Raw genomic sequence first — 23,787 nt, 5'->3', positions numbered from 1 at the left:
AATGGACCAAACCAAAATTGATACCCTGCGTGCGCAGCCTGTGCCGTGTTTTTCACATCTGATTGACGGGCAGCAGGTTGCCGCCTCCGATGGTGCGACGATGGAGGTGCTTTCGCCCATCGACGGGCAGGTGTTGACCCGGATTGCGCGGGGAACAGCAACGGATATGGAACGTGCCATCACCTCCGCCCGCGCCGCCTTTGAGGACCGCCGCTGGGCTAGCCAACCCCCGGCTGCGCGCAAGAAGGTGCTGATGAAATGGGCGGACCTGATTGAGGCCGACGCGCTGAACCTTGCGGTTCTGGGTGTGCGGGATAATGGCACCGAGATCAGCATGGCGCTGAAGGCCGAACCGGGATCCGCCGCCGCGACCATTCGCTACTATGCCGAAGCGCTGGACAAGATCTATGGCGAAATCGCTCCAACCGCCGGGGACATCCTTGGGATGATCCACAAGGAACCGGTCGGCGTTGTCGGCGCGATCATTCCCTGGAATTTCCCGATGATGATCGGCGCATGGAAGCTGGCGCCAGCGCTGGCAATGGGGAACTCTGTGGTTCTGAAGCCGTCTGAGATGGCGTCACTCTCGCTGATGCGTATGGCGGAACTGGCATTGGAGGCCGGGCTGCCGCCGGGTGTTCTGAACGCGGTCACCGGGGAAGGCGCAGTGGTGGGGGAGGCGCTTGGGCTCTCCATTGATGTTGACGTTTTGGTCTTCACCGGATCCGGGCAAACCGGGCGCCGTCTGATGGAATATGCCGCGCGCTCCAATCTGAAACGTGTGTATCTGGAGCTGGGCGGTAAATCCCCCAATATCGTTTTTGCCGACGCGCCAGATCTGACAGAGGCGGCGAAGGTCACCGCTGCGGGTATTTTCCGCAACGCCGGTCAGGTCTGCGTGGCGGGATCGCGACTCCTGGTGGAGGCCTCGATTCATGACGACTTTGTTGAAGAGGTGGTGAAGGCAGCACAGGCGATGCGGGTCGGCGACCCGCTCCGGCTCGACACGCAGATCGGCGCGATCAATTCCGAAGCACAGCTGGCCAGAAACCTGCAATGTGTCGCCAAAGCAAAAGCGGAGGGAGGACAGATCGTCACCGGGGGGCAGCGTTTGCTGTCGGAAACCGGTGGCTCTTACATGGCGCCTACAATTATCACCGGCGTGACGCCTGATGCAACACTGGCGCAGGAGGAGGTCTTCGGCCCGGTGCTTGCCGTCACGCCATTTGAGACTGACGCCGAAGCCCTACGGATTGCCAATGCCACGGTCTACGGCCTCGCGGGCGCGGTCTGGACCTCCGGGCTGAGCCGGGCCCATCGCATGGTGCGGGGCGTGAGAACGGGCGTTATGCACGTCAACACCTATGGCGGTGCCGACGGCACGGTGCCTCTGGGTGGGGTCGGGCAATCCGGAAATGGCGCAGATAAATCGCTCCATGCCATCGACAAATACATCAATCTGAAAACCGCATGGATGAAGCTATAGAGGGGGGGTCATGACCAATAAAACCATTCTGGTGATCGGCACCTATGATACCAAAGATGATGAGTTGAGCTTCCTTGCGGGGGTTATCCGTAACCAGGGCGGCCAGGTGCTGACCATGGATGTCTCGGTGCTGGGCGATCCTGCGACCCCGACCGACTATTCAAAACATGATGTGGCAACGGCTGGTGACAGTTCTATCCAGACCGCTATCGACAGTGGTGACGAAAACACCGCGATGCAGATCATGGCGCGCGGAGCGAGCGTGCTTGCGGCACGGCTGTACAGCGCCGCTGCCTTTGATGGCGTGATTGTTCTGGGTGGGACAATGGGCACCGATCTGGCACTTGATGTCTGTTCCGCATTGCCGCTTGGCGTGCCGAAGTACATCGTCTCAACGGTTGCTTTCTCGCCGCTGATCCCAGCCGAGCGATTGGCCCCTGACACCCAGATGATCTTATGGGCAGGAGGGCTATATGGTCTTAACTCGGTGTGCAGGGCCTCGCTTAGCCAGGCCGCTGGGGCGGTTCTCGGCGCGGCACGGGCAGTGCAGATGCCGGACCCGGATAAACCGCTGATCGGGATCATGTCCCTCGGCACCTCTGCGCTGAAATATGTCATCCCGCTGAAACCGGCGCTGGAGTCGCGCGGTTTTGAGGTCGCTGTATTTCACGCCACAGGCATGGGGGGGCGGGCGTTTGAAAGCCTCGCAAAACAGCGCGCCTTTGCCTGTGTTTTTGATTTTTGCACGCAGGAACTTGGGAATCAGATCCACGGATCAGCTATCTCCGCCGGGGCGGACCGGCTGACCAATGCGGGTCTCGCAGGGATCCCGCAGGTCGTAGCGCCTGGCTGTTACGATCTCGTGGATGTGGTCGGCTGGCAACCGGTTGCGGAGAAATGGGCAGACCATCCGACCCATGCGCATAATCGCCTGCTGACCTCGGTTGTGCTCAACACCGAAGAGCGGCGGCAGGTCGCGCAGGCCCACGCGACGCAGCTGGCGACAGCCACCGGTCCCGTCGCAGTGATACTACCTGAACGCGGGCTGGGCGAATGGGATCGGGACGGCGCGGATCTCCATGACAGCGCCGGGCTGGCGCGCTTCCTGGCGGAGCTTGAGGCAAGATTGCCCGCCCAAGTCGCCGCACATCGCATCGACAGCCACATCAACGATGCCGCCTTCGCTGACAAGGTGTTGGACATTTTCGACAGCTGGTGCGCCGAAGGCATCATTTCGCCGGAACGGCGAATTGGTGGATCACCACATTGACACAGGCAATTTTTTACTTAACTTGATAAGTAATATATCACCAATAACCGCAGGATCCGTGATGCCGCATTTCCAGATCGAATATTCTGCCAACCTTGAAGAGGCGCTGGACATGACGGCACTCTGCGAGGCGCTCCGTGCCGAAGCGGCGCAGATTGACACCTTTCCCACCGCCGGGATCCGCGTTCGCGCCGTTAGGGTGGACCATGTGGCGATGGCGGATGGCAACCCCGCAAACGGGTTCATTGACCTGTCCATCCGTCTGCGCGCAGGGCGCAGCCTTGCGGTCAAGAAAGACGCCACCGCGCGCATATTTGCGGTGCTCTGCGATTTTGCCCGCAGCGCGATGGAGAGCTGCCCCATCGCCCTCTCCGCGGAGATGCGCGACATCGACGCGGAGCTTTCACCCAAATTCGGAAACATCCGCGACCATCTGGAGGACAAGGCATGAGCCAGCTCGACAGCAATATCGGCAAATTGGACGGTTATCTTGCGCGGTTCCGCGACACGGGGATCCGGAACCGGATCGCGGGTGCGGATGTGGCCGGAGGGGCAGGCGTGTTTCAGACCATATCCCCGGTCGACAAAAGTGTGATCTGTGATGTGGCGCATGGAACGGCGGCTGACATCGACGCGGCCGCTCAGGCGGCGCAGCAGGCCTTCGCGGAATGGCGGGATTTGCCTGCGGTCCGGCGCAAGAAAATTCTGATCCGCATTGCAGAGGGCATTGAGGCGCGTGCGGAGGAAATTGCACTCTGCGAGTGCTGGGACACCGGGCAAGCCTATAAATTCATGTCCAAGGCCGCTTTGCGCGGTGCCGAGAATTTTCGCTATTTTGCCGATCAGGTGGTGCAGGCCCGGGACGGCCAACACCTGCAATCCCCGACGCTGATGAATGTGACCACCCGTGTCCCCATCGGCCCGGTTGGGGTGATCACCCCCTGGAACACACCATTTATGCTTTCTACGTGGAAGATTGCGCTCGGCGTTGGCCGCAGGCTGCACAGTTGTTCACAAACCCGCCGAAGCCTCGCCTCTGACGGCCCGCCTGCTTGTCGAAATCGCTGAGGAGGCCGGCCTGCCCCCCGGCGTGCTGAACACAGTCAACGGGTTTGGCGATGAGGCAGGCAAGGCGCTTTGTGAACATCCGGCCATCAGGGCCATCGCCTTTGTAGGTGAGTCGCGCACCGGCAGTCTGATTACCAAACAGGGCGCCGACACATTGAAACGCAACCACCTCGAACTGGGCGGCAAAAACCCTGTCATCGTTTTTGAGGATGCAGATCTTGAGCGCGCGCTGGATGCGGTGATTTTCATGATCTACTCGATCAACGGGGAACGCTGCACTTCGTCGTCGCGGTTGCTGATACAGGACAGCATCAGGGACGATTTTGAGGCCCGGCTGATCGCGCGCGTCAACAACATCAAGGTTGGCCACCCGCTGGACCCCGCGACAGAAATCGGCCCGCTTGTCAGCGAAGAGCATTTCAACAAGGTCACCAGTTATTTTGACATCGCGGCGCAAGAGGGCGCAACAATTGCGGCTACAGCGGTGAAACCGTTGGCGAAGCAGGGTATTTCATAAGACCGACGCTATTCACGGATGCGCGCAATGACATGCGCATCGCCCAGGAGGAGATCTTCGGCCCGGTGCTGACATCCATCCCGTTTACCACCGAAGAGGAAGCGCTGGCACTGGCCAATGACACGGCTTACGGGCTGACCGGTTATCTCTGGACCAATGACCTGACCCGGGCCTTACGGTTCACCGACAGGCTGGACGCGGGCATGATCTGGGTAAACTCTGAAAATGTGCGCCACCTGCCGACCCCGTTTGGCGGCGTTAAGGCGTCCGGTATTGGTCGCGACGGCGGCGATTGGTCGTTTGAATTCTACATGGAGCAAAAGCACATCGGTTTCGCCACCGGCTCCCACAAGATAACGAAGTTAGGAGCGCTCTGATGCCAGTCCCAGCCCCAAATCTCTATCCCGACTTCAACACCATCCGGCTCAGCCATGTTTGCCTGAACGTCAAGGATCTGGCCGCGTCTCAAAAATTCTATACCGAAATCCTTGGCCTGCAGGTCAGCGATGCGGATGAAAACCGTATCTATCTGCGCGCGATGGAGGAACGCGGCCACCATTGCGTGATCCTGCAACAATCGGACCAGCCGGGCACGGTTGAGGTGATGGGGTTCAAGACCTTTGATGAGGAAGATCTGGATCGCGCCGATGCCTATTTCCGCAAGAAGGGACGGCCAACCGAATGGGTGCAACGCCCGTATCAGGGGCGCACACTGCTGACCTCGGATAACATGGGTATCCCGCTGGAATTCTATCACAAAATGGACCGGCTGGCACCGATCCACCAGCAGTACCAGCTCTATCGCGGGGTGAAGCCGCTGCGGATCGACCATTTCAACTGCTTCAGCCAGGACGTAGATGCCTCGGTCGGCTTCTACAGTGACTTTGGCTTCCGTGTGACGGAATACACCGAAGATGAGGAGAGCAAGAAACTCTGGGCGGCCTGGCTGCATCGCAAAGGTGGCGTGCATGACATGGCCTTTACCAACGGTACCGGTCCGCGCATGCATCACGTTGCCTTCTGGGTGCCAAACCCACTCAATATCATTGATCTGCTCGATCTGATGGCGACCACCGGCTATGTCGATAATATTGAACGAGGCCCGGGGCGGCACGGGATTTCCAACGCCTTCTTCCTCTATATCCTCGATCCCGATGGCCACCGGATCGAAATCTACTGTTCCGATTATCAAACCGTCGATCCCGACCTTGAGCCGATCAAATGGGATCTGAAGGATCCGCAGCGCCAGACGCTCTGGGGGGCGTCGGCCCCGGAAAGCTGGTTCAAACATGGCAGCCGTTTTGTTGGCGTCACGCCAAGGGAGCCGGAATTGCAAGCCAGCCCGATCATCGCACCATGAAGTTTGCAACCTACAGCGCCAACGGGCAGGTATATTACGGGGCCGCAACCGATCACGGGATGATCGCGCTCAGCCCCCGTTTTCCGGCGTGGCCAACGCTGCTGGATGTGATCCGGGAGGGCGGTCTTGATCAACTTGCCGTCGCAGCGACGGACCAACCTGTTACCCATAGGGACGTTCGCTTTGAAATGGTGCTGCCCAATGCGCGCCGTATTCTCTGTGTCGGGGTGAATTTCCCTGACCGCAACGCCGAATACAAAGACGGCAGCGCGCAGCCGAAATACATGTCGCTGTTCCCCCGCTTTGCCAGCGGTTTCACCGGTCACAACCGCCCTCTTATTCGCCCGCCAGAAAGCCATATGCTCGATTACGAAGGCGAGGTTGCCATCGTTATTGGCAAAGGAGGGCGGCGCATCGCGCAGGACGACGCCTATGACCATATTGCGGCGTTGACCATCTGTAACGAGGGCACCATCCGCGATTGGGTGCGGCACGCAAAATTCAACGTCACCCAGGGCAAGAACTGGGATAACTCCGGTGCCATCGGCCCCTGGCTTGTGCCTTTCAATGATCCTGCGCAGTTGGACACCGCACGGATCATTACGCGTGTGAACGGGGATATCCGACAGGACGATGTCCTGTCGCGCATGATGCACCCGATCCGGCGGGAGATCGAATATATCTCCACCTTTATGACGCTGGAGCCGGGCGATGTCATCGTGACCGGCACGCCGACCGGGTCCGGTGCGCGGCTTGATCCGCCTCAGTACCTGAAGCCCGGCGATGTGGTTGAGGTCGAGGTGACAGGGATCGGTACTCTCAGGAACACGATTGAGGACGAACAGCCATGACACCGCAGGACCACGCGCAGGCCGCTGCGGATTTATTGCAGGCGGAGAAGACCGGCCAGCAGATCGGATTGCTCAGCCTGCGGCACCCGGAGATGGGCATGGACGATGCCTATGCGATCCAGACAGCGATCCATCAGGCCAAGCTGGCCCGGGGCCGCCGGGTCATCGGGTGGAAAATCGGGCTCACGTCGAAGGCGATGCAATATGCCCTGAATATCGACATTCCAGACAGCGGTATCCTCTTTGATGATATGCTGTTTGCCGATGGTGGGCGTATCCCCAAGGGCCGTTTTATCCAGCCGCGGATCGAAGCGGAAATCGCCTTTGTCATGAAAACCGCGATTGGCGGCAGCAGTGTCACGCGCACCGACGTTCTGACCGCCACCGATTATGTGGCGCCCGCCCTCGAAATTCTCGACACCCGCATCGCGCGCCAGGACCATGCCACCGGCCAAAGCCGGAATGTCTTTGACACCATTAGCGACAACGCCGCCAACGCGGGTGTTGTGCTGGGTGCTCAGCGCCACGGGGTTGATGCCTTTGACTTGCGTTGGGTCGGGGCGATCACCAGCCGGAATGGACAGGTTGAGGAAACCGGCCTCGGGGCGGGTGTTCTCAACGATCCGGTCGAAAGCGTGGTCTGGCTGGCCCGCCGCATGGCGCAATATGGTCAACGCATTGAGCCGGGTCAGATCGTCCTGTCGGGCAGCTTTATCCGCCCTGTCGAATGTCCGTCTGGCACAGAGATCGCTGCGGATTTCGGCCCCTTCGGCTCAGTAGAGATCGGTTTTGCATAATAATATCTGAGGGCCGAAGGCGGTCCGCGCTCTGCTGTCTCAGTCCAATTTTGCCGAGGAGCCCCTAGTCTGCAATGGTCGGCCGGGCGCAGGTCACGGCGCCTCTGTTGGAACGCCCCCAAGGACGGGTTTGTTGTTCTTCAGATGGCGCGCCACCAGCTGGCGTTGCTGTCTGCCGCTGGGGATCGGGCAGGCTGAGCGGGCTGCGGCCTGAGGGGCAAGCAGCTCGGGAAACAGCAGGGTGATTTCCGCGTAGGCCTCCGGGGGCAGCGCCTTCAGCGCCTCGGCGCCGGTGAACAGACTTTCGGTCGGGGCGCCTTCGGCGAAAATCACCTCGTGCTGATCGCACAGCAGGTGGAAATACTCGACCGCCTCGTCGTTCGGCTCAACAAAAATACCGGGAAGCTCCGTCAGGCGCACCGCAGCCACCAGCACCTCGGGGGCTACAAACATCCGCTCCGAGATTTTCGACGACACCAGCATCCGATGCTGTCGTGACACCCGAAGATCGCGCTCCGGCAGCCCATGACCCAGGGCACCCGCGGTGATTCTGACCGGCCTCAGCTTGGGGTTGTCTGCCACGTCAGCGGCGGAGAGCTTGCGGCTCATCACCATGCGCAAGGGGCGATAGCTGCCGTCTGCGACCCGAACCCGATCGCTGGCTACAAGGGCCTCAACCGCGATTTGGCCACGATCCGTTTCGATCAGCGTGCCGCGCGCAAAACAGGTGATGTCGGTATAATTCCAGCCCGAGGTATGGTTCTGATAGCTGCCCAGCGTCGCGCCGACAGTAAATTCAGAATTCGGCCCGGGCACGAAATACCAACTGCCACCGGTGTTGAAGAAATAGAAGGTCTCGACATGTCCGGTGCCGCCGGTGTCGGTGAAGGAGACATTGATCGCATAAGGCGTCCCCGTAGACCCGTTGAAGGCACCGCCGTTGATGCTGATGCTTTCATTGCCGTCGCCAGTTCCCTGATAGGCCGCGTCGTCATCGTCCAAAGTGGCGGTGTAGGAGGTGTTGTACTGGGCGTTATAGCCGGTCCCGCTCCACCTGAAGGCTGTGACTGTATACTGTGGCATCGCGCTACCCTCGCGATCCGGTATCGGCGGGGTTACCGCCCGACAGAGACTGATCTGACGGCGGTTGCTCCGACAGCGATTGGAACAGCTGGCGCAGACCGGCTGGGGTCAATTTATACTGGATTGCATCAGCTCCCAGGTCAGCCTCAACCGGCTGACGTTCCGCCGGATCAACCGCAACCCCGTTGCTGGATTTCAGTGCGGCGCAAAATGCTGCGTTCTTGCTCATCGCCATAAACCTCGGCTCACTCTTCAGGCAGGACTTTCTACCACTTTAGGGCAGTGTGCCGTTTCTCCAAACATATTATCCATTTGCACCGCCATCCGGGTACCGGCTGTCGCTCGGATGGCAGCTGACCTAGCGGAATTTAACCGGGGTTCTTCATGGCGACAATGGGGGCATACGGCTCCGCGCGGGATTGTTGCACCCCGGTCCGTTGCGTGCCGGTCGTTTGCGCGCCGGTCGGTTAAACCCTGGTCTGGTGCAGGGCGTCCATATTGCGCAGACACAAACCCAGGGGCTGCGCCTTGTGTCAGGATCAGCGCAGCGGCAGATGGCCCAGATGATCCTCGCCACGCTGCCGCGCCAGTTTCATCTGTTTCTGGCGTTCACGGAACCGGGCCTTGTCCGCCTCTGAGGTTTCATCGATGCAGAGATGGCAGGATACGCCCTGTTCAAAGGCGGGGTTGGCCTTATCCTCAGGCAGAATGGGACGGCGGCAGCCGTTGCACAGCTCATGCGGGCCTTCCTGCAATCCGTGGCCAACAGACACCCGGCTGTCAAAGACGAAACATTCGCCATTCCAGCTGCTGTCCTCTTTCGGCATTTCCTCAAGGTAGCGCAGGATGCCACCTTTCAGGTGATAGACGTCCTCAACACCCTGCCCAATAAGGAAGTTGGTGGATTTCTCACAGCGGATGCCGCCGGTGCAGAACATCGCCACGCGTTTGTTGTGAAACCGGTCCTTGTTCTCTTCCCACCAGGCGGGGAACTCGCGAAAACTCTCGGTCTTCGGATCGATGGCGCCCTCAAAGGTGCCGATGGCAACCTCGTAGTCATTGCGGGTGTCGATCACCACCACATCGTCGGAGCGGATCAGATCATTCCAGTCTTCCGGCTCCACATAGTTGCCGACGCGGGCGCGCGGATCAATGTCCGGCTGGCCCATGGTCACGATCTCTTTTTTCAGCCGCACCTTCATCTTGCCAAAGGGCGGCTTATCGCTGCTGGCTTCTTTCCAGTCCAGATCGCTGCATCCCGGCAGCGCCCTGATATGCGCCAGCACCGCATCAATCCCGGCCCGCGGACCGGCGATGGTGCCATTGATCCCCTCCTGCGCCAGCAGCAGAGAGCCTTTGACCTGCTGCGCATCACAAAGCGTCAGCAGCGCCGGTTTGATGGCGGCAGGGTCGTCGAAACGGGTGAAGTGATAGAGCGCAGCAATCGTATACATGGCGCCGCTTTACACCAAGCAGACAAGCCGCTGCAAGGTCACGGGCCGCGACATTGGCGCAGCTTTGTTGACGGGTGGGTGTGCGACGCGTACCCCTGTTACCAAAGTTGCGGAGATCCCTATGACCAAAGCCTTGATCGTTATTGATGTGCAGATGGACTTTTGCCCGGGCGGCGCGTTGGCGGTGCCGGAGGGGGATCAGGTCGTGGCCCCGATCAATGCGATGATGGCGCAGTATGATGCGGTTCTGATGACCCAGGATTGGCATCCCGGCGACCACAGCTCCTTTGCCTCGCAGCATCGCGATGCCGCCGCTTATGATATGATCGAGATGCCCTATGGCCCGCAGGTTCTGTGGCCGGATCACTGTGTGATCGACAGTGCAGGCGCCCAGTTTCATCCGGATCTGGACCTGCGCGGCGATCTTATCCTGCGCAAAGGCTACCGGCGTGAGATCGACAGTTACTCGGCGTTCTTTGAAAATGACCAGAGCACGGCAACCGGCTTGCACGGCTATCTGCAGGCGCGGGGGATTTCGGACCTGACGCTGGTTGGGCTGGCGACGGATTTCTGCGTTGCTTTCTCGGCGCTGGATGCCGCCCGGCTGGGATATGATGTGAGGGTTGATCTGACGGCCTGCCGGGCGATTGATCTGGAGGGGTCGCTGGCGGCGGCCATCGCGAAGATGCAGGCAGCTGGCGTGCAGCTGCGCGGTGCCCTTGGGTAAGTTGTTAACGAATTGACGATAATAAGAGACTCGTCGTCATCAGGGACCTAGCAAGCAGATGTCGCAGGCCGATGCGCTCAAAAACGGGCCATTAGAAACCTACAATAGGCGATACAGCCAGCGTGGGCTGCTCAACCGGTATGCGGATGGGCGGCGCCATTATTTTATCTATCGCCAGATGACAATGGCGGGGCTGTCGGCGCTGATCGGGCTGCTGACCTTTCCATTGGTTGGTCTGCTGGTCTTTCTCGTCGCCTTTCTGGGGGACATGCTGGACACTCTGTACCTATCCCGGGCCACGCCCATAGGGGAGGATGCGCGCTTTCGGCATGTGCAGGTGATCAGCACGATCACCGCCGCAATTCAGGCCCTGTCGTTGGCGTTTCTGGCCTGGTCCCCATCAATTTTCATGCATTCTGAGGATCACCTGCATCAGGCCCATGCCACGCCGCTTTTCACGGTGGGTATTCTGGTCGGTGCGGCCATCAACGCCACGGTGATCCTACCCTATAATGTGTCTGCCGAGCATCACGCGGCTGGCGATCTACGGTCTGACACCCCTGGCCATGATCGCGCTTGAATCCCACGCCGAAACCGGCGGCGGGATGGAGGAGGTGCACCTGTTCCAGATCGCGGGTCTGGGGGTGCTCTATTTCAGTGTCTTCTTCTTCGTCAGCTTTATCGTCGGTCGCTACAACCGCAGCCGCAAGAACACGCTGGCCATGGCGCTGCAACACAAACAGCTCGCTCAGATCAACGCCAAGCTGCAGGCTCAGCAGCTGCAATCCCAGCGGCTGGCCCTGGTGGCGGAAAACGCCAATGACAGCGTGTTTCTCATGGATGAGGAGGGCCGCATCAGCTGGGTGAATGAGGCATTTACCCGGATCACCGGCTATCGCTACGATGAGGCGATCGGCAAGATGCCGGGCGCGTTGCTCAACGGGGATGACACCGACATGGCCGTGGTCCGCGCGCTGGAGAAAGGGCGGGCCACTGGCAAACCCTTCCGGCTTGAGATCTGCAACCGGCGCAAGGATGGCCAGCTTCTGTGGCTGGAGACCAATCAGGTGCCGATGCTGCGTGACGATGGCACGGTGGAAACCATCATCGCGGTTGAGCGTGATGTCACCGCCGCGAAACAATATGAACAGCAGCTGAAAGATGCCCGGATCGCCGCCGAGGAGGGCGCGCGGGTGAAATCCGAATTCCTCGCCACCATGTCCCATGAAATCCGGACCCCGATGAATGGGGTCATCGGCATGGCGCAGATGCTGGAACGCACCCAGCTGGATGAGGACCAGAAACTCTATGCCGACACCATCCTCGGCTCGGCGCGCACCCTGCTGTCGCTGATCAACGATGTGCTTGACCTGTCGAAGATGGACGCCGGTGAGGTGATCCTCAGCGAGGTGGATTTTGACCTGCCCGCCTGTTTCCAGCAGACCCTGCAGCTGTTTGAACCGCAGGCACAGGAGAAGGGCATCACCCTTGATCTGGATATTGCACCGGATGTGCCGCGGATGATCAACGGCGATGACCGGCGGTTGCGTCAGGTGTTGCTGAACCTGGTCGGCAATGCGGTGAAATTCACCGAATCCGGCGGTGTCCGGGTCGCGGTGGCCACCAGCCGCGCTGGCGATCGGCTGCGCCTGCGCTTCTCCGTGACCGATACCGGCATCGGCATTGCCAAGGCAAAGCAGGATCAGATCTTCGAACGGTTCTCTCAGGCGGATGCGGCGATCACCCGGCGGTTCGGCGGCACCGGCCTTGGCCTCACCATCTCGCGCCTGCTGTGCGAGGCGATGGGCGGCGAGATTGACGTCACCTCGGATCCGGGCAAAGGGTCCTGTTTTTCGGTGCATATGCGGATGCAACCTGCCACCGGATCCGGCCTTGTTGAGGTTGCCGACAGCGCCCAGCAGGCGGGGCGATCCCTAGACGGGATGCGCATCCTTGTGGCGGAGGACAACAGGATCAACCGCCTCCTTGTGGAGAAATACCTGCAGGATGAACCTGTCACGCTTGAATTTGCCTTCGACGGGGCCGAGGCGATGGAGAAAACGCCTGATTTTGACCCCGACTTCATCCTTATGGACATGTCGATGCCGGTGATGAACGGGCTGGATGCCACCCGCAATATCCGCGAGATGGACATTCGTCAGCCGGTGATTGCGGCGCTGACCGCCAACGCCTTTGACTCCGACCGCGAGGCCTGTCTGAAGGCGGGTATGGACGATTTCCTCAGCAAACCGATCAATCGCGATGATCTGCTTGCGGTCCTGCGCAAACACTGTCCGGCACAGGGGCGCCGCGCCGCGGTCTGATTTCCTTTGCTCCCGGCTGCGGGCTGTTTTATCAACCATTGAAACACGATGGATGAGGCCGCCTGTGGACATTGCAACCCGCGTCTATAACCACAAGTGGAAGATCGATCCGATCGTGCGATCCCTGATCGATACGGATTTTTATAAACTGCTGATGTGCCAGTCGGTGTTTCGCAATCGGCGCGACACCCATGTACGGTTTTCGCTCATCAACCGCTCCAAACATATTCCGCTCGCGGATCTGATTGACGAGGGTGAGCTGCGCGAACAGCTGGACCACATCCGATCCCTGTCGCTGTCACGCGGTGAAAGCACCTGGCTGCGCGGTAACACCTTTTACGGTAAACGCCAGATGTTCCGCCCCGACTTCATGGAGTGGTTCGAGGGGCTGCGCCTGCCCCCCTATGAGCTGGAGCGCAAGGGCGACCAATATGAGCTGACGTTTGAGGGCAAATGGCCCGAGGTCATGCTCTGGGAAATTCCGGCGCTCTCGGTGCTGATGGAACTGCGCAGCCGCGCGGTGATCAACAGCATGGGTCGGTTCGAACTGCAGGTGCTCTACGCCCGCGCCATGACCCGCGTCTGGGAAAAAATTGAACAGCTGCGCGAGATTGATGGCCTCAGCATTGCCGATTTTGGCACTCGTCGTCGGCACGGGTTTCTCTGGCAGGATTGGTGCGTGCAGGCCATGATGGAGGGGCTGGGCGACAAATTCACCGGCACTTCCAACTGCCTCATTGCGATGCGCCGCGAGGTGGAGGCAATCGGCACCAACGCCCATGAACTCCCCATGGTCTATTCTGCACTGGCAAAGGATGATGCGGCGCTTGCGCAGGCGCCCTATGACGTGCTGTCCGACTGGCATGATGAACATGAAGGCAATCTGCGCATCATTCTGCCCGACACCTACGGCACCCGGGGCTTCCTGGATCGCGCGCCCGATTGGTTGGCGGGGTGGACCGGCATCCGCATCGACAGCGGCGATCCGGCCAGCGGCGCGGAAACCGCCATTCGCTGGTGGCAGGACCGCGGCGAGGAACCGCAGGACAAACGGGTGATCTTCTCCGACGGGCTGGATGTGGCCAAGATCAAGGAACTGCACGCGCAATTCTCAGACCGGACCAAAGTGTCCTTTGGCTGGGGAACGCTGCTCACCAATGATTTCCGCGGGCTGGTGCCGGACGATGCGCTGGCCCCCTTCTCGCTGGTGTGCAAGGCGGTCTCTGCCAATGGCAACCCTACCGTGAAACTCTCCGACAACCCGGAGAAGGCGATGGGGCCGCAAGCAGAAATCGACCGCTACAAACGGGTGTTTGGCGTCGGAGAACAGACCAGCCAGGCGGTAATTGTCTAGCAATACTTCGCGTATTTTGCGGCCGGTCTGGCAAGGGTCCCAACAAGTTGCGGCAACAGATCTGCCCCAATGTTTCGCACGCGAAACAATTGGGCAGATGCTATCACCTAAACGCTGGTCGTCAGTCTAACCGTGATACGCCGCGACGGTTTTCAGCTGCGAAAACCCATACAGCGCCTCGAAACCCTTCTCGCGCCCGTGGCCTGACTTTCCAACCCCGCCAAAAGGCAACTCAACCCCGCCCCCGGCACCATAGTTGTTGAGGAACACCTGACCCGCGCGCAGGCGTTTGGCCAGCCGCATCTGCCGCGCACCATCGCGGGTCCAGAGGCCTGCAACCAGACCATAATCGGTGCTGTTGGCAATCCTGACCGCCTCTGCCTCATCCTCAAACGGGATCAGCACCTGCACCGGGCCAAAGATCTCCTCCTGCGCCAGCGGATGATCCGCCGCGACATCGGCAAACAGCGTCGGGCACACATAGGCGCCGCTGTCGCTGGCCTCCTCGCTCAGCACGCCCTGGGCCGCAATGGTCAGATCCGCACCTTTGGCCAGATAGCCTTCAACGATCTCTTTCTGGCGGGTGGAAATCAGCGGTCCCAGACGCAGGTCAGACAGGGCCGGGCCGACGGTCAGCTGGCTATAGGCCTCGGCCATCGCGGCGCGCAGCTGATCATAAACACCGCGCTGCACCAGAATGCGCGAGGCGGCAGAACAGGTCTGACCGGCATTCTGAATCCCTGCATTCACAAGGAAGGGCAGGGCAGCATCCAGATCGGCATCGTCAAACACCAGCTGCGGGGACTTCCCGCCCAGCTCCAATGTGACCGGCACCACATTGGCCCCTGCGGCCTGCTGCACCAGCGCCCCGGTTCTGACCGACCCGGTGAAGGAAATATGATCAACACCCGGATGCCCCGCCAGCGCCGCGCCTGCCTCGGCACCAATGCCCGGAACCACGTTCAGCGCACCCGCGGGCAACCCGGCCTCCACCGCGATCTGGGCAAAGGCGAGTGCGGTCAGGCAGGCTTCCTCAGCGGGTTTCAGGACGCAGGCATTCCCCATGGCCAGCGCCGCCCCGACCGAGCGGCCAATGATCTGCATCGGATAGTTCCAGGGCACGATATGACCCGTCACCCCATGCGGTTCACGTAGGGTGTAGACGGTGTAGCCGGACTGATAGGGGATGGTTTCGCCATGCAGTTTGTCCGCCGCGCCACCGTAGAATTCCAGATACCGCGCCAGCGCCACCGCATCGGCGCGCGCCTGTGTCAGCGGCTTGCCGACGTCCATCGCCTCCAGTTGGGCGAGGGTCTCGACACGGTCCAGCACCATCGCACCCATTCGGGCCAGCAACCGCCCCCGTTCGGTTGCGGTCATCTCTCCCCAATCCCCCTCCAAGGCGACGCGGGCTGCGGCAACAGCCGTATCAATGTCGCGCGCATCACCGCGCGCAATCTGGCAGAGGGGGCTGCCATCCGACGGGTTTGTCAGCGGCAGGGTGTCGCCCCCGGCAGGCGCCTGCCAGCGGCCACCAATCAGGCAGAGTGCGGGATCAAACCAAAGCGGTGCTGCATCAGTCATTCTGGTCTCCTGCAATGTAAAAACTGTAGCTCTTCACCTGATGTTCGGTGAACGGGGCGCCATCGCGCAGTTGTTCAACCCCTTTGATCGCACTCAGGCAGGTGCCCCAGAACGCCACCGCATTGGGGGACCGGCAGAGATGCCCATGCGCCAGTAGCCGGGGAATTCGGCAAAAATCAGGCTGGCCGCCGCATGGCCGTGCCCCTGCCTGCGATAGGCCGGATCAATCGCAAACTCCGACAGCTCACGGCGGTCATCGGGCAGGTTCAGCACGATGGCAAAGCCGATGCGATCCTCCTCCTGACGGATCCAGAACGCGGTGACATCCTTGCGGTGCAGCATCTGGCCAGCACGTTCGCTTGGGTCGATCCGCAGATCGGGGGCAATTTCGGAATAATAGCGGGTCAGCGCCGCCGCAAGCCGCGCCCGTTCGCGGGGCAGGATCAAGGTCAGTCGAAAGCTCATGCCGCCCCCGTTTCCAGATCAGGCAGCACCGGGGCCGCGGCGATCAGGGATTGCGTGTAGGAATGTTGCGGTTTGGCGAACAGATCCTCTGTCTTGCCCTGTTCCACAATCTGACCTTTTTGCATGACCAGACAGCGGTCGGTCATGCTGCGCACCACATGCAGATCGTGGCTGATGAACAGATAGCTGAGCCCATAGGTGCGGCACAGGTCGGCCAGCAGATCAAGGATCTGCGCGCGCACGGAGACATCCAGCGCCGAGACCGCCTCATCAAACAGGATCAGATCAGGCCGGGTGATGAGCGCGCGGGCAATGGCAATGCGCTGGCGCTGGCCGCCGGAGAACTGATGGATATAGCGCCCCGCATCATTGGGGGTGAGGCCAACCGCGCTTAGCGCTTCGGCTACACGATTGTCCCGCTCCTGCCCGGTGGGGGCGTCAGGGACGCCATGGAAGGGTTCGGTGATCAGCCGTGCCACCCGGTGGCGGGGGTTGAAGCTGCCAAAGGGATCTTGGAACACCACCTGCATCTTGCGCCGTTGCTCTGCCGTCAGCCCCTTGCCCGACAGGGGGGAGCCATCCAGCAGGATCTCGCCGCCTTGCAGTGGCTCCAGCCCCAGAATGGCGCGGGTCAGGGTGGATTTGCCGCAACCGGATTCCCCAACCAGCCCCAGCCGCTCCCCTCGGTGCAGAGTGAAGCTGACCTGATCCACCGCGCGCATCTGTTCGGCGGGTGCAAAAAGGCCCCTGCGCGGCAGGGGATAGTCGCGCACCGCGTTGCGTACCTCCAACAGCGGGACGCTCTGCGGATCCGCTGCCGTGGCGGCGGGCAGGTCGGCCTGATGGTTTGATGCAGCAAAGAGTTTCTGGGTATAGGGATGGCGGCGATTGGCAAGCAGCTGCGCCGTGGTGCCAGTTTCCACCACCTCGCCTTTGCGCATGACCACGATGCGATCGGCCATATCGGCGACAACTGCCAGATCATGGGTGATGATGATCATCCCCATGCCATAGTCCCGCACCAGATCGCGCAGCAGATCAAGGATCTGCGCCTGCGTGGTCACATCCAGCGCGGTTGTCGGCTCATCCGCGATGAGCAGGGCGGGGCGCATGGCGATGGCCATGGCGATCACCACCCGCTGGCGTTGGCCACCGGACAGCTCATGCGGATACCGGCTGAGCGGGAAGCGCTCCGCTGGCAGGCCGACCCGGTCCAGCAGGCTGCGCGCCTCGGCTTGGGCATCCGCTTTGGTCGCGCTGCTGTGCAGGAGGATGGTTTCCATCACCTGATCGCCAATGCTCTGCACCGGATTGAGCGCGCTCATCGGTTCCTGAAACACCATGCCGATTTTGCGCCCGCGCAGATCGCACATCTGCTCTTCGCTCAGCGCCAACAGATCCTGCCCCTCAAGGCTGAGATGCCCCGACAGACGCGTGCAAGTGGGCAGCAGGCGCAGAATGGTGAGCGCGGTCAGGGATTTGCCCGATCCGCTTTCGCCGGTGATGGCCAGGATCTCGCCAGGGTCCACCGACAGGGAGACCTCCCGCAGAATCGGAAAGGCGCCGATGGAGAGCGACAGATTGGTGACATCAAGGAGGGTCATGCGCGGCCGTCCTGCAATTTGGGATCCAGCCAGTCACGCAACCCGTCGCCCATCAGGTTCAACCCCAGAACGGTGAGGATGATCGCACAGCCCGGCACCAGCGCCATATGCGGCGCGAGGCTGACCATGGTCTGCGCATCTGCCAGCATCCGCCCCCAGCTGGGCACCGGCGGCTGCGCGCCAAGGCCGACATAGCTGAGGCCGGCTTCGGCCAGAATGCCGAGCGAGAACTGGATGGTGCCTTGCACGATCAGCAGGTTGGCGACATTGGGCAGGATATGTTCGGCTGAAATCCGCGCCGACCTCTTGCCAGCGACACGGGCGGCCAGAATGAACTCACGCTGCCAAAGCGACAGCGCCGCCCCACGGGTGACGCGGGCAAAGACCGGGATGTTGAAAATACCGATGGCGATGATTGCATTGATCGCACCGGCGCCAAGGATCGCGGTGATCAGGATGGCAATCACCAGCGACGGGAAGGCAAAGACCAGATCATTGGCCCGCATGATGCCTTCGTCCAGCCAGGAGCCACGTTTGGCCGCGGCGGCTAGGCCCAAGGGCACGCCAAGCCCCATGCCGATCCCCACCGCGACCAGCGCCACCGCAATCGAGGTGCGCGCGCCGACCATGATCATCGACAGGATATCGCGGCCAAAGTGGTCGGTGCCAAGCCAGTGTTCCGCGTTTGGCGCCTGCAGCTTGGCGGGGATGTTCATCGCGGTGTGGTCGTAAGGCGTCCAGATGAAGGACAGCAGTGCGGCCAGCAGCACCAGCGCGGAGAGGATTCCGCCAAGGATGAGACTACGGGTCATCGGGGGCCTCGCGTGTCGCGGAGTGGCTTGCGTCCGACCCTGGGTGGGTGCAAAGCGCCCTCCCGGGGGGAGGGTCGGGCGCTGCCCGGCTGTGCCGGGCATGTGTGAGCCATGTGGTTTGTCATCCGCGCCCCCGCAGTCTGGGATCGACCAGTGCATAGGTCAGATCGACCAGGAAATTCACCATGATGACGGCAAAAACCAAGAGCATTACGACGCTTTCCACCACTATCAGATCACGGGCGGAAATGGCCTGAAACACCAGCCGCCCCAGACCGGGCAGGTAGAACACCTGCTCAATGATGATCGCGCCAGCGAGGAGGAAGGAAAACTGCAACCCGATGATGGTCAGCACCGGGATCAGCGCATTGCGCAGCCCGTGCCGCCAGAGCGCCTGCCGCTGGCTCAGCCCTTTGGCGCGGGCGGTGCGGATAAAATCCTCGCCCAGAATATCGAGGAGAGCCGAGCGCATGACGCGGGCCAGAATGGCCGCCTGTGGCAGAGCAAGCGCGATGGCGGGCAGGGTGAGGGAGTGCAGCGCGGCAAACGGCCCGGCCTCCCAGCCGACAAAGCCCCCGGCGCTGAACCAGCGCAGATTGATGGCAAAGACCAGAACCAGCATCATCGCAAACCAGAAATTCGGCACCGCGACCCCCAGCTGGGTTGCGCCCATCACCGCGATATCGCCTGACCTACCCCGACGGGCGGCGGCATAGATGCCAGCGGGCAGGGCAATCAGCGTTGACAGCGTCAGCGCATAAAGCGCAAGCGGCAGCGACACCCAGAGCCGGTCGGCGATCATCTGCGCGACCGGCGTGCGATAGGTGTAGGATGTGCCGAAATCGCCCTGCAACATGCCGGTGAACCAGCTGATATAGCGGGCGAATTTCCCCTCATCCAATCCCAACTCACTGCGCAGGGCAGCGATGGTGTCGGGTTGCGCGTTGATGCCCAGCATGAAGGACGCAGGATCCCCCGGCGCGATCTCAATCACGAAAAAGATCACCCAAGAGGCAATCACAAGGCTGACGATCAGCGACAGCAGGCGTTTGGCGAGGTAGCGTCCCATTGGCGGCAGGTTAGGGGGGCGCTGGGCGCGGGTCCAGAGCGGGTAGGCCCTGAGCTGGAGAAAACGGCAAAAACATTTATTTCACAGCGCCCTAGCATGATCGTAAAAGGCGAAGATGTGCGGCTATCGCGCGGCTGTTGCTGGCGTTGGATCTGCGGGGTTTGGCGCAGCAAAGTTCCGCGCTATTTCTGGGCGCATGACACAATTTCCTGTTGCTTCCGCTCTGTGTGCCACCGCTGATGCGGTCCCGCCCTCCGACCCGCTGGAGGCGCCGGTTTTTATCGGCTCTGAGATCTATCGCGGGTCCAGCTATGGGCGGATGCATCCGCTTCGGGTACCGCGCGTATCGACGGTGATGGATCTGACGCGGGCGCTGGGCTGGTTGCCTGCAGCGCAGTATCAGACCTCACCGCGGGCGAAACCGGCGGCGCTGGAACGCTGGCACAGCGCGGAGTATATCGCCGCGCTTCAGGCGGCGGAGCGGGCGCAGGCAGTGAGCGATGAGGTGAAGGCGCGCCACAATATCGGGACGATTTCCAACCCGGTGTTCCCGGAGATCTATCGCAGACCCGCCACGGCGGCGGGTGGATCGATCCTCGCGGGGGAGCGGCTGGCGGCAGGGGGCGTGATTTACAACCCGGCGGGGGGCACCCACCACGGGATGCCGGATCGGGCCAACGGGTTTTGTTATCTCAATGATCCGGTGCTGGCGATGCTGTCGCTGCGCCATCACGGCGCGCAGCGGATAGCCTATGTCGATATCGATGCCCATCACGCGGATGGGGTCGAGCATGGCTTTGCTGAGCGATCCGGATGTGCTGATGATCTCAACCCATGAGGAGAACCTCTGGCCCAAGACGGGACAGCTGGCCGATGATGCGGGCGGCAGTGCGCTGAACCTGCCGGTGCCGCGTGGGTTCAATGACAGTGAGATGGCCTATATCCGTGAGGAGCTGATCCTGCCTGCGGTGGCGGATTTCGCGCCGGATGCGGTGGTCCTGCAATGCGGGGCGGATGCGGTTACCGAGGATCCACTGGCGCATCTGGACCTGTCCAACACGGCCCATTGGTCGGTTGTAGCGGCGCTGCGACCGCTTGCGCCGCGTTATCTGGTGCTGGGCGGCGGCGGATATAACCCCTGGTCGGTCGGGCGGCTGTGGACCGGGGTGTGGGCGACGCTGAACGGGCATGAGATCCCCGATCGTCTGCCACCGGCAGCAGAGCAAGTCCTGCGCGGGCTGGAGTTCAAGGGGCATCGTCTGGGGCGCAACCCGCCAGAGCATTGGTTCACAACCTTGCGGGATACACCGCGCCCCGGTCCCGTGCGCGATCAGATCCGCGCGTCGGTGGCGCAGCTGCGTCGGCGTCGTGGGCTTGGCTAAAGACCGGCAAGAGACAACAGCGCCCGGTCCGGGGCGCTGTTGTTTCGGCTCTAATACAGGGAATTTTTGCCTATTTTGCCCAGCTGACTCCGGTCAGGTCAGTGGCCTGTGTCGGGGCATTGGCCCAGAGCCCTTGCAAATCCGCCTTGGCCACGCTGAGTGCGGCGAGCTGGAACAGGAAGCCGTTCACATAGTCCTGCGCGATGATCTCCTGCGCCTGTTGCAGCATCTTGGTGCGGGCGTCGGGATCTGTGGTGCCGGTCAGATCTGCCATCAGATCCTGGAAGGCGGCGTTGTCATACTGGAAGTAGTAATCGGGCCGGGCATAGATGCCGATATCCATCGGTTCGGTATGGCTAACGATGGAGAGGCCAAAATTCTTGCCTCGGAACACGGTTTCCAACCACTGCGCCCATTCCACATTGATGATCTCGGCGGTGATGCCGACCTCAGCCAGCTGGGCGGCGATGATCTCCCCCCCCCGGCGGGCGTATGACGGCGGCGGCAGGTGCAGCGTGGTGGTGAACCCATCGGCCAGACCAGCCTCTGCCAGTAGGGCGCGGGCTTTCTCCGGGTCATGGGCGCTGGTGCCTGTCAGGTCGACATAGGCCGGGTTGTGGGGGGCGAAATGACTGCCGATCGGCGTGCCGTAGCCAAACATCGCGCCATCAATGATCGCCTGACGGTCAATCGCATGGGCCACAGCGGCGCGGACCTTGGCGTTGTCGAAGGGTGCCTGTTTGTTGTTGATCGACAGGATCGTCTCCCCCTCGGTCGAGCCGATGAGCACCTGAAACCGCGGGTCGGCCTCAAACTGCGGCAGGTTCTCTGGCGCGGGGAAGGCGGAGAAGGCATCGACATCTTCAGCCATCATCGCGGCGAAGGCGGCGGTCGGATCGGAGATGAATTTGAAGGTCGCCGCACTCAGCGCCGGGGCCTCCCCCCAGTAATCCGGGTTGCGGGCAAGGTCGATGCGGTCGCCCTGCACCCAGTTGGTGAAGGTGAAGGCACCTGTGCCGACGGGGGCAGTCTTGATCGTGTCGATGCTCTCTGGCGCGACGATGACGGCGTCCCCCCATGCGAGGTTGAACAGGAGGTTGCCGTTGGGCTGTGACAGGGTGAGCCGCACCGTCAGCGGATCGACGACATCGACGCTGGCGATATCGGCAAACAGTGCTTTCTGGGCGTTTGTGCTCTCCTCGGCGCGGGCGCGGTCGAGGCTGAATTTCACATCCTCCGCGTCCATTGTGGTGCCATCATGGAAGGTCACGCCGTCGTGCAGGGCGAAGGTATAGGTCAGGCCATCCTCGGAGATTTCCCAGCTCTCAGCAAGGCCGGGCACTACCGCGCCATCGCCCATGAAGCGGGTCAGCCCCTCAAAGACGTTGGAGTAAAGCACCTGATCGATGGCACCGGCGGCGGCGCTGGTGGGATCAAGATGCGGCGGTTCAAGTTGCAGGGCGACGGTGACGGTGTCGCGCGCGGAGGCGGTCCCGGCCAGAATGGCCAGCGCGGAACTGGCGGCAAACAGGAATGGCAGTCGTGTCATCGGTGGTGTCTCCCTACTGTGGTGGCGGTCTTTTGTGACCTTTCGGAAAACTGTTCCGCATTTTCCGTCAGGTAATCAAGGTTGACGGGACATTTCGCCCACTAGAAGCGCGCAGCGTAAATTGCTAGCGGTGCGCAATGCGAACGGAGAGGACAGCATCATGAGTGCAACGGCCCGCAAAATGGCACCCAATGCCGAGGATATTCGCGCCCGCAAAGGCGGCACCCCGCTGGTGAGCCTGACCGCCTATACCACACCGATGGCACAGGTGATGGATGGTCACTGTGATTTTGTGCTGGTGGGCGACAGCGTCGGCATGGTGCTGCATGGGCTGAAGTCCACGCTGGGGGTCACCATGGAGATGATGATCCTGCACGGGCAGGCGGTGGCGCGCGGGCTGAGCCAAGCGATGATGGTGATCGACATGCCGTTCGCCAGTTATGAGGAAGGCCCGGCGCAGGCGTTTCGCAATGCCGCGCGGCTGATGGCGGAGACGGGCGCCGGCGCGGTGAAGCTGGAGGGTGGCGTGGAGATGGCAGAAACCATCCGCTTCCTCGTCAAACGTGGCATTCCGGTGATGGCGCATATTGGCCTGACGCCGCAGTCGATCAACACGCTTGGCGGCTACAAGGTGCAGGGCCGCGATGCGCAGGCGGAGGCGGTGCTGGCCGATGCCCATGCGGTGGCGGAAGCTGGCGCGTTTTCGGTGGTGCTGGAGAAGGTGCCGCAGGGGCTGGCGGATCGGATCACGGCGGAGGTCGCCATTCCCACCATTGGCATTGGGGCCAGTGCGGGCTGTGATGGTCAGATCTTGGTCGTGGATGACATGCTGGGATTTTTCACCGCCTTCAAGCCGAAGTTCGTGAAACGCTATGCCGATCTCGGCCCCTTGGCAGAGGCGGCGATTTCCGAGTATGCAGCCGAGGTGCGCGCGCGCAGCTTCCCCGCGCCCGAGCATGTGTTTGCAGACCAGGCCCCGGCTGCCGCCAAGACGGCCGCATCCACGGCCCCGCAAAAGGACTGACCCCATC

The 23,787-nt window shown here is 61.5% G+C and carries 20 protein-coding genes and 2 pseudogenes; 13 read left to right on the top strand and 9 right to left on the bottom strand.

Annotated features, from left to right (window positions below):
- Position 1: 1 nt before the first annotated feature.
- From L0Z65_RS13120 to hpaH, 7 genes and pseudogenes are all read left to right on the top strand, one after another.
- Positions 2 to 1,486, top strand: a complete 1,485-nt coding sequence (locus L0Z65_RS13120) for an aldehyde dehydrogenase (RefSeq protein ID WP_405108292.1) — start codon at positions 2 to 4, stop codon at positions 1,484 to 1,486.
- Between the two features lie 10 nt (positions 1,487 to 1,496).
- Positions 1,497 to 2,756: a Tm-1-like ATP-binding domain-containing protein gene (locus tag L0Z65_RS13115; protein ID WP_405108289.1), complete on the top strand. Its 1,260-nt coding sequence runs from the start codon at positions 1,497 to 1,499 to the stop codon at positions 2,754 to 2,756.
- Between the two features lie 61 nt (positions 2,757 to 2,817).
- Positions 2,818 to 3,207 (top strand): 5-carboxymethyl-2-hydroxymuconate isomerase, encoded by a 390-nt coding sequence (locus tag L0Z65_RS13110; RefSeq protein WP_405108286.1) that lies wholly within the window; start codon positions 2,818 to 2,820, stop codon positions 3,205 to 3,207.
- A pseudogene (gene hpaE / locus L0Z65_RS13105) lies at positions 3,204 to 4,718 on the top strand (5-carboxymethyl-2-hydroxymuconate semialdehyde dehydrogenase). The gene L0Z65_RS13110 and the pseudogene hpaE overlap by 4 nt, the downstream one beginning before the upstream one ends.
- Entirely contained in the window at positions 4,718 to 5,701 is a 984-nt protein-coding gene (gene hpaD / locus L0Z65_RS13100) for a 3,4-dihydroxyphenylacetate 2,3-dioxygenase (protein ID WP_405108283.1), read from the top strand. Before hpaE ends, hpaD begins: the two are co-directional and overlap by 1 nt.
- Positions 5,698 to 6,552 carry a fumarylacetoacetate hydrolase family protein gene (locus L0Z65_RS13095; protein ID WP_405108280.1) on the top strand — a complete coding sequence of 285 codons (855 nt, stop codon included), beginning with the start codon at positions 5,698 to 5,700 and terminating at the stop codon, positions 6,550 to 6,552. Before hpaD ends, L0Z65_RS13095 begins: the two co-directional genes overlap by 4 nt.
- Entirely contained in the window at positions 6,549 to 7,349 is an 801-nt protein-coding gene (hpaH, locus tag L0Z65_RS13090; protein ID WP_405108277.1) for a 2-oxo-hept-4-ene-1,7-dioate hydratase, read from the top strand. The genes L0Z65_RS13095 and hpaH overlap by 4 nt, the downstream gene beginning before the upstream one ends.
- A gap of 93 nt (positions 7,350 to 7,442) precedes the next feature.
- Here the strand turns inward: hpaH and L0Z65_RS13085 are convergent, their stop codons facing one another.
- The 3 genes from L0Z65_RS13085 to L0Z65_RS13075 all read right to left on the bottom strand — a co-directional run bounded on the left by L0Z65_RS13085 (position 7,443) and on the right by L0Z65_RS13075 (position 9,886).
- Entirely contained in the window at positions 7,443 to 8,432 is a 990-nt protein-coding gene (locus tag L0Z65_RS13085) for a Hint domain-containing protein (protein WP_405108274.1), read from the bottom strand.
- 4 nt (positions 8,433 to 8,436) lie between these two features.
- Entirely contained in the window at positions 8,437 to 8,661 is a 225-nt protein-coding gene (locus L0Z65_RS13080; RefSeq protein WP_405108271.1) for a hypothetical protein, read from the bottom strand.
- A gap of 310 nt (positions 8,662 to 8,971) precedes the next feature.
- Entirely contained in the window at positions 8,972 to 9,886 is a 915-nt protein-coding gene (locus tag L0Z65_RS13075) for a rhodanese-related sulfurtransferase (RefSeq protein ID WP_405108268.1), read from the bottom strand.
- Between the two features lie 121 nt (positions 9,887 to 10,007).
- Here L0Z65_RS13075 and pncA point away from each other — a divergent pair, with 121 nt between their 5' ends.
- The 4 genes from pncA to pncB all read left to right on the top strand — a co-directional run bounded on the left by pncA (position 10,008) and on the right by pncB (position 14,291).
- Positions 10,008 to 10,613, top strand: coding sequence for a bifunctional nicotinamidase/pyrazinamidase (gene pncA, locus L0Z65_RS13070; RefSeq protein ID WP_102898286.1), 606 nt, complete (start codon positions 10,008 to 10,010; stop codon positions 10,611 to 10,613).
- A gap of 58 nt (positions 10,614 to 10,671) precedes the next feature.
- Positions 10,672 to 11,193 (top strand): hypothetical protein, encoded by a 522-nt coding sequence (locus tag L0Z65_RS13065; RefSeq protein WP_405108265.1) that lies wholly within the window; start codon positions 10,672 to 10,674, stop codon positions 11,191 to 11,193.
- A complete protein-coding gene (locus tag L0Z65_RS13060; protein WP_405108262.1) occupies positions 11,126 to 12,937 on the top strand; it encodes an ATP-binding protein in 1,812 nt (603 codons plus the stop codon). Before L0Z65_RS13065 ends, L0Z65_RS13060 begins: the two co-directional genes overlap by 68 nt.
- Before the next feature lie 64 nt (positions 12,938 to 13,001).
- Positions 13,002 to 14,291: a nicotinate phosphoribosyltransferase gene (gene pncB / locus L0Z65_RS13055; RefSeq protein WP_405108259.1), complete on the top strand. Its 1,290-nt coding sequence runs from the start codon at positions 13,002 to 13,004 to the stop codon at positions 14,289 to 14,291.
- 126 nt (positions 14,292 to 14,417) lie between these two features.
- Here pncB and L0Z65_RS13050 read toward each other — a convergent pair whose 3' ends face one another.
- The 5 genes from L0Z65_RS13050 to L0Z65_RS13030 all read right to left on the bottom strand — a co-directional run bounded on the left by L0Z65_RS13050 (position 14,418) and on the right by L0Z65_RS13030 (position 19,825).
- Entirely contained in the window at positions 14,418 to 15,875 is a 1,458-nt protein-coding gene (locus L0Z65_RS13050; protein ID WP_405108256.1) for an aldehyde dehydrogenase family protein, read from the bottom strand.
- Positions 15,876 to 15,968: 93 nt separating this feature from the next.
- Positions 15,969 to 16,340: a GNAT family N-acetyltransferase gene (locus L0Z65_RS13045; protein WP_405108253.1), complete on the bottom strand. Its 372-nt coding sequence runs from the start codon at positions 16,338 to 16,340 to the stop codon at positions 15,969 to 15,971.
- The gene (locus L0Z65_RS13040; RefSeq protein ID WP_405108250.1) at positions 16,337 to 17,944 is read right to left on the bottom strand and encodes an ABC transporter ATP-binding protein; all 1,608 of its coding nucleotides are present in this window, start codon (positions 17,942 to 17,944) and stop codon (positions 16,337 to 16,339) included. The genes L0Z65_RS13045 and L0Z65_RS13040 overlap by 4 nt, the downstream gene beginning before the upstream one ends.
- Entirely contained in the window at positions 17,941 to 18,756 is an 816-nt protein-coding gene (locus tag L0Z65_RS13035) for an ABC transporter permease (RefSeq protein ID WP_405108247.1), read from the bottom strand. Before L0Z65_RS13035 ends, L0Z65_RS13040 begins: the two co-directional genes overlap by 4 nt.
- Before the next feature lie 121 nt (positions 18,757 to 18,877).
- Positions 18,878 to 19,825 (bottom strand): ABC transporter permease, encoded by a 948-nt coding sequence (locus L0Z65_RS13030; RefSeq protein ID WP_040171710.1) that lies wholly within the window; start codon positions 19,823 to 19,825, stop codon positions 18,878 to 18,880.
- Between the two features lie 196 nt (positions 19,826 to 20,021).
- Between L0Z65_RS13030 and L0Z65_RS13025 the strand changes: the two are divergent.
- Positions 20,022 to 21,207, top strand: a pseudogene (locus tag L0Z65_RS13025) (acetoin utilization protein AcuC).
- Positions 21,208 to 21,277: 70 nt separating this feature from the next.
- Here L0Z65_RS13025 and L0Z65_RS13020 read toward each other — a convergent pair.
- Entirely contained in the window at positions 21,278 to 22,756 is a 1,479-nt protein-coding gene (locus tag L0Z65_RS13020; RefSeq protein ID WP_405108243.1) for an ABC transporter substrate-binding protein, read from the bottom strand.
- Positions 22,757 to 22,916: 160 nt separating this feature from the next.
- Between L0Z65_RS13020 and panB the strand changes: the two genes are divergently transcribed.
- Positions 22,917 to 23,780 carry a 3-methyl-2-oxobutanoate hydroxymethyltransferase gene (gene panB / locus L0Z65_RS13015; protein WP_405108240.1) on the top strand — a complete coding sequence of 288 codons (864 nt, stop codon included), beginning with the start codon at positions 22,917 to 22,919 and terminating at the stop codon, positions 23,778 to 23,780.
- Positions 23,781 to 23,787: the final 7 nt, after the last annotated feature.

The organism is Phaeobacter sp. BS52, assembly GCF_045040595.1.
Classification (GTDB): Bacteria; Pseudomonadota; Alphaproteobacteria; order Rhodobacterales; family Rhodobacteraceae; genus Phaeobacter; species Phaeobacter piscinae.
This window is presented reverse-complemented; position numbering and strand designations above follow the sequence as displayed.

Coding starts and splice junctions, on each gene's coding strand:
- L0Z65_RS13085 (WP_405108274.1), bottom strand. CDS start 8,432: ATGCCACAGTATACAGTCACAGCCTTCAGGTGGAGCGGGACCGGCTAT.
- L0Z65_RS13115 (WP_405108289.1), top strand. CDS start 1,497: ATGACCAATAAAACCATTCTGGTGATCGGCACCTATGATACCAAAGAT.
- L0Z65_RS13030 (WP_040171710.1), bottom strand. CDS start 19,825: ATGGGACGCTACCTCGCCAAACGCCTGCTGTCGCTGATCGTCAGCCTT.
- L0Z65_RS13080 (WP_405108271.1), bottom strand. CDS start 8,661: ATGAGCAAGAACGCAGCATTTTGCGCCGCACTGAAATCCAGCAACGGG.
- L0Z65_RS13075 (WP_405108268.1), bottom strand. CDS start 9,886: ATGTATACGATTGCTGCGCTCTATCACTTCACCCGTTTCGACGACCCT.
- L0Z65_RS13110 (WP_405108286.1), top strand. CDS start 2,818: ATGCCGCATTTCCAGATCGAATATTCTGCCAACCTTGAAGAGGCGCTG.
- L0Z65_RS13060 (WP_405108262.1), top strand. CDS start 11,126: ATGTGTCTGCCGAGCATCACGCGGCTGGCGATCTACGGTCTGACACCC.
- L0Z65_RS13045 (WP_405108253.1), bottom strand. CDS start 16,340: ATGAGCTTTCGACTGACCTTGATCCTGCCCCGCGAACGGGCGCGGCTT.
- L0Z65_RS13050 (WP_405108256.1), bottom strand. CDS start 15,875: ATGACTGATGCAGCACCGCTTTGGTTTGATCCCGCACTCTGCCTGATT.
- hpaD (WP_405108283.1), top strand. CDS start 4,718: ATGCCAGTCCCAGCCCCAAATCTCTATCCCGACTTCAACACCATCCGG.
- panB (WP_405108240.1), top strand. CDS start 22,917: ATGAGTGCAACGGCCCGCAAAATGGCACCCAATGCCGAGGATATTCGC.
- pncA (WP_102898286.1), top strand. CDS start 10,008: ATGACCAAAGCCTTGATCGTTATTGATGTGCAGATGGACTTTTGCCCG.
- L0Z65_RS13040 (WP_405108250.1), bottom strand. CDS start 17,944: ATGACCCTCCTTGATGTCACCAATCTGTCGCTCTCCATCGGCGCCTTT.
- hpaH (WP_405108277.1), top strand. CDS start 6,549: ATGACACCGCAGGACCACGCGCAGGCCGCTGCGGATTTATTGCAGGCG.
- L0Z65_RS13120 (WP_405108292.1), top strand. CDS start 2: ATGGACCAAACCAAAATTGATACCCTGCGTGCGCAGCCTGTGCCGTGT.
- L0Z65_RS13095 (WP_405108280.1), top strand. CDS start 5,698: ATGAAGTTTGCAACCTACAGCGCCAACGGGCAGGTATATTACGGGGCC.
- L0Z65_RS13035 (WP_405108247.1), bottom strand. CDS start 18,756: ATGACCCGTAGTCTCATCCTTGGCGGAATCCTCTCCGCGCTGGTGCTG.
- L0Z65_RS13065 (WP_405108265.1), top strand. CDS start 10,672: ATGTCGCAGGCCGATGCGCTCAAAAACGGGCCATTAGAAACCTACAAT.
- L0Z65_RS13020 (WP_405108243.1), bottom strand. CDS start 22,756: ATGACACGACTGCCATTCCTGTTTGCCGCCAGTTCCGCGCTGGCCATT.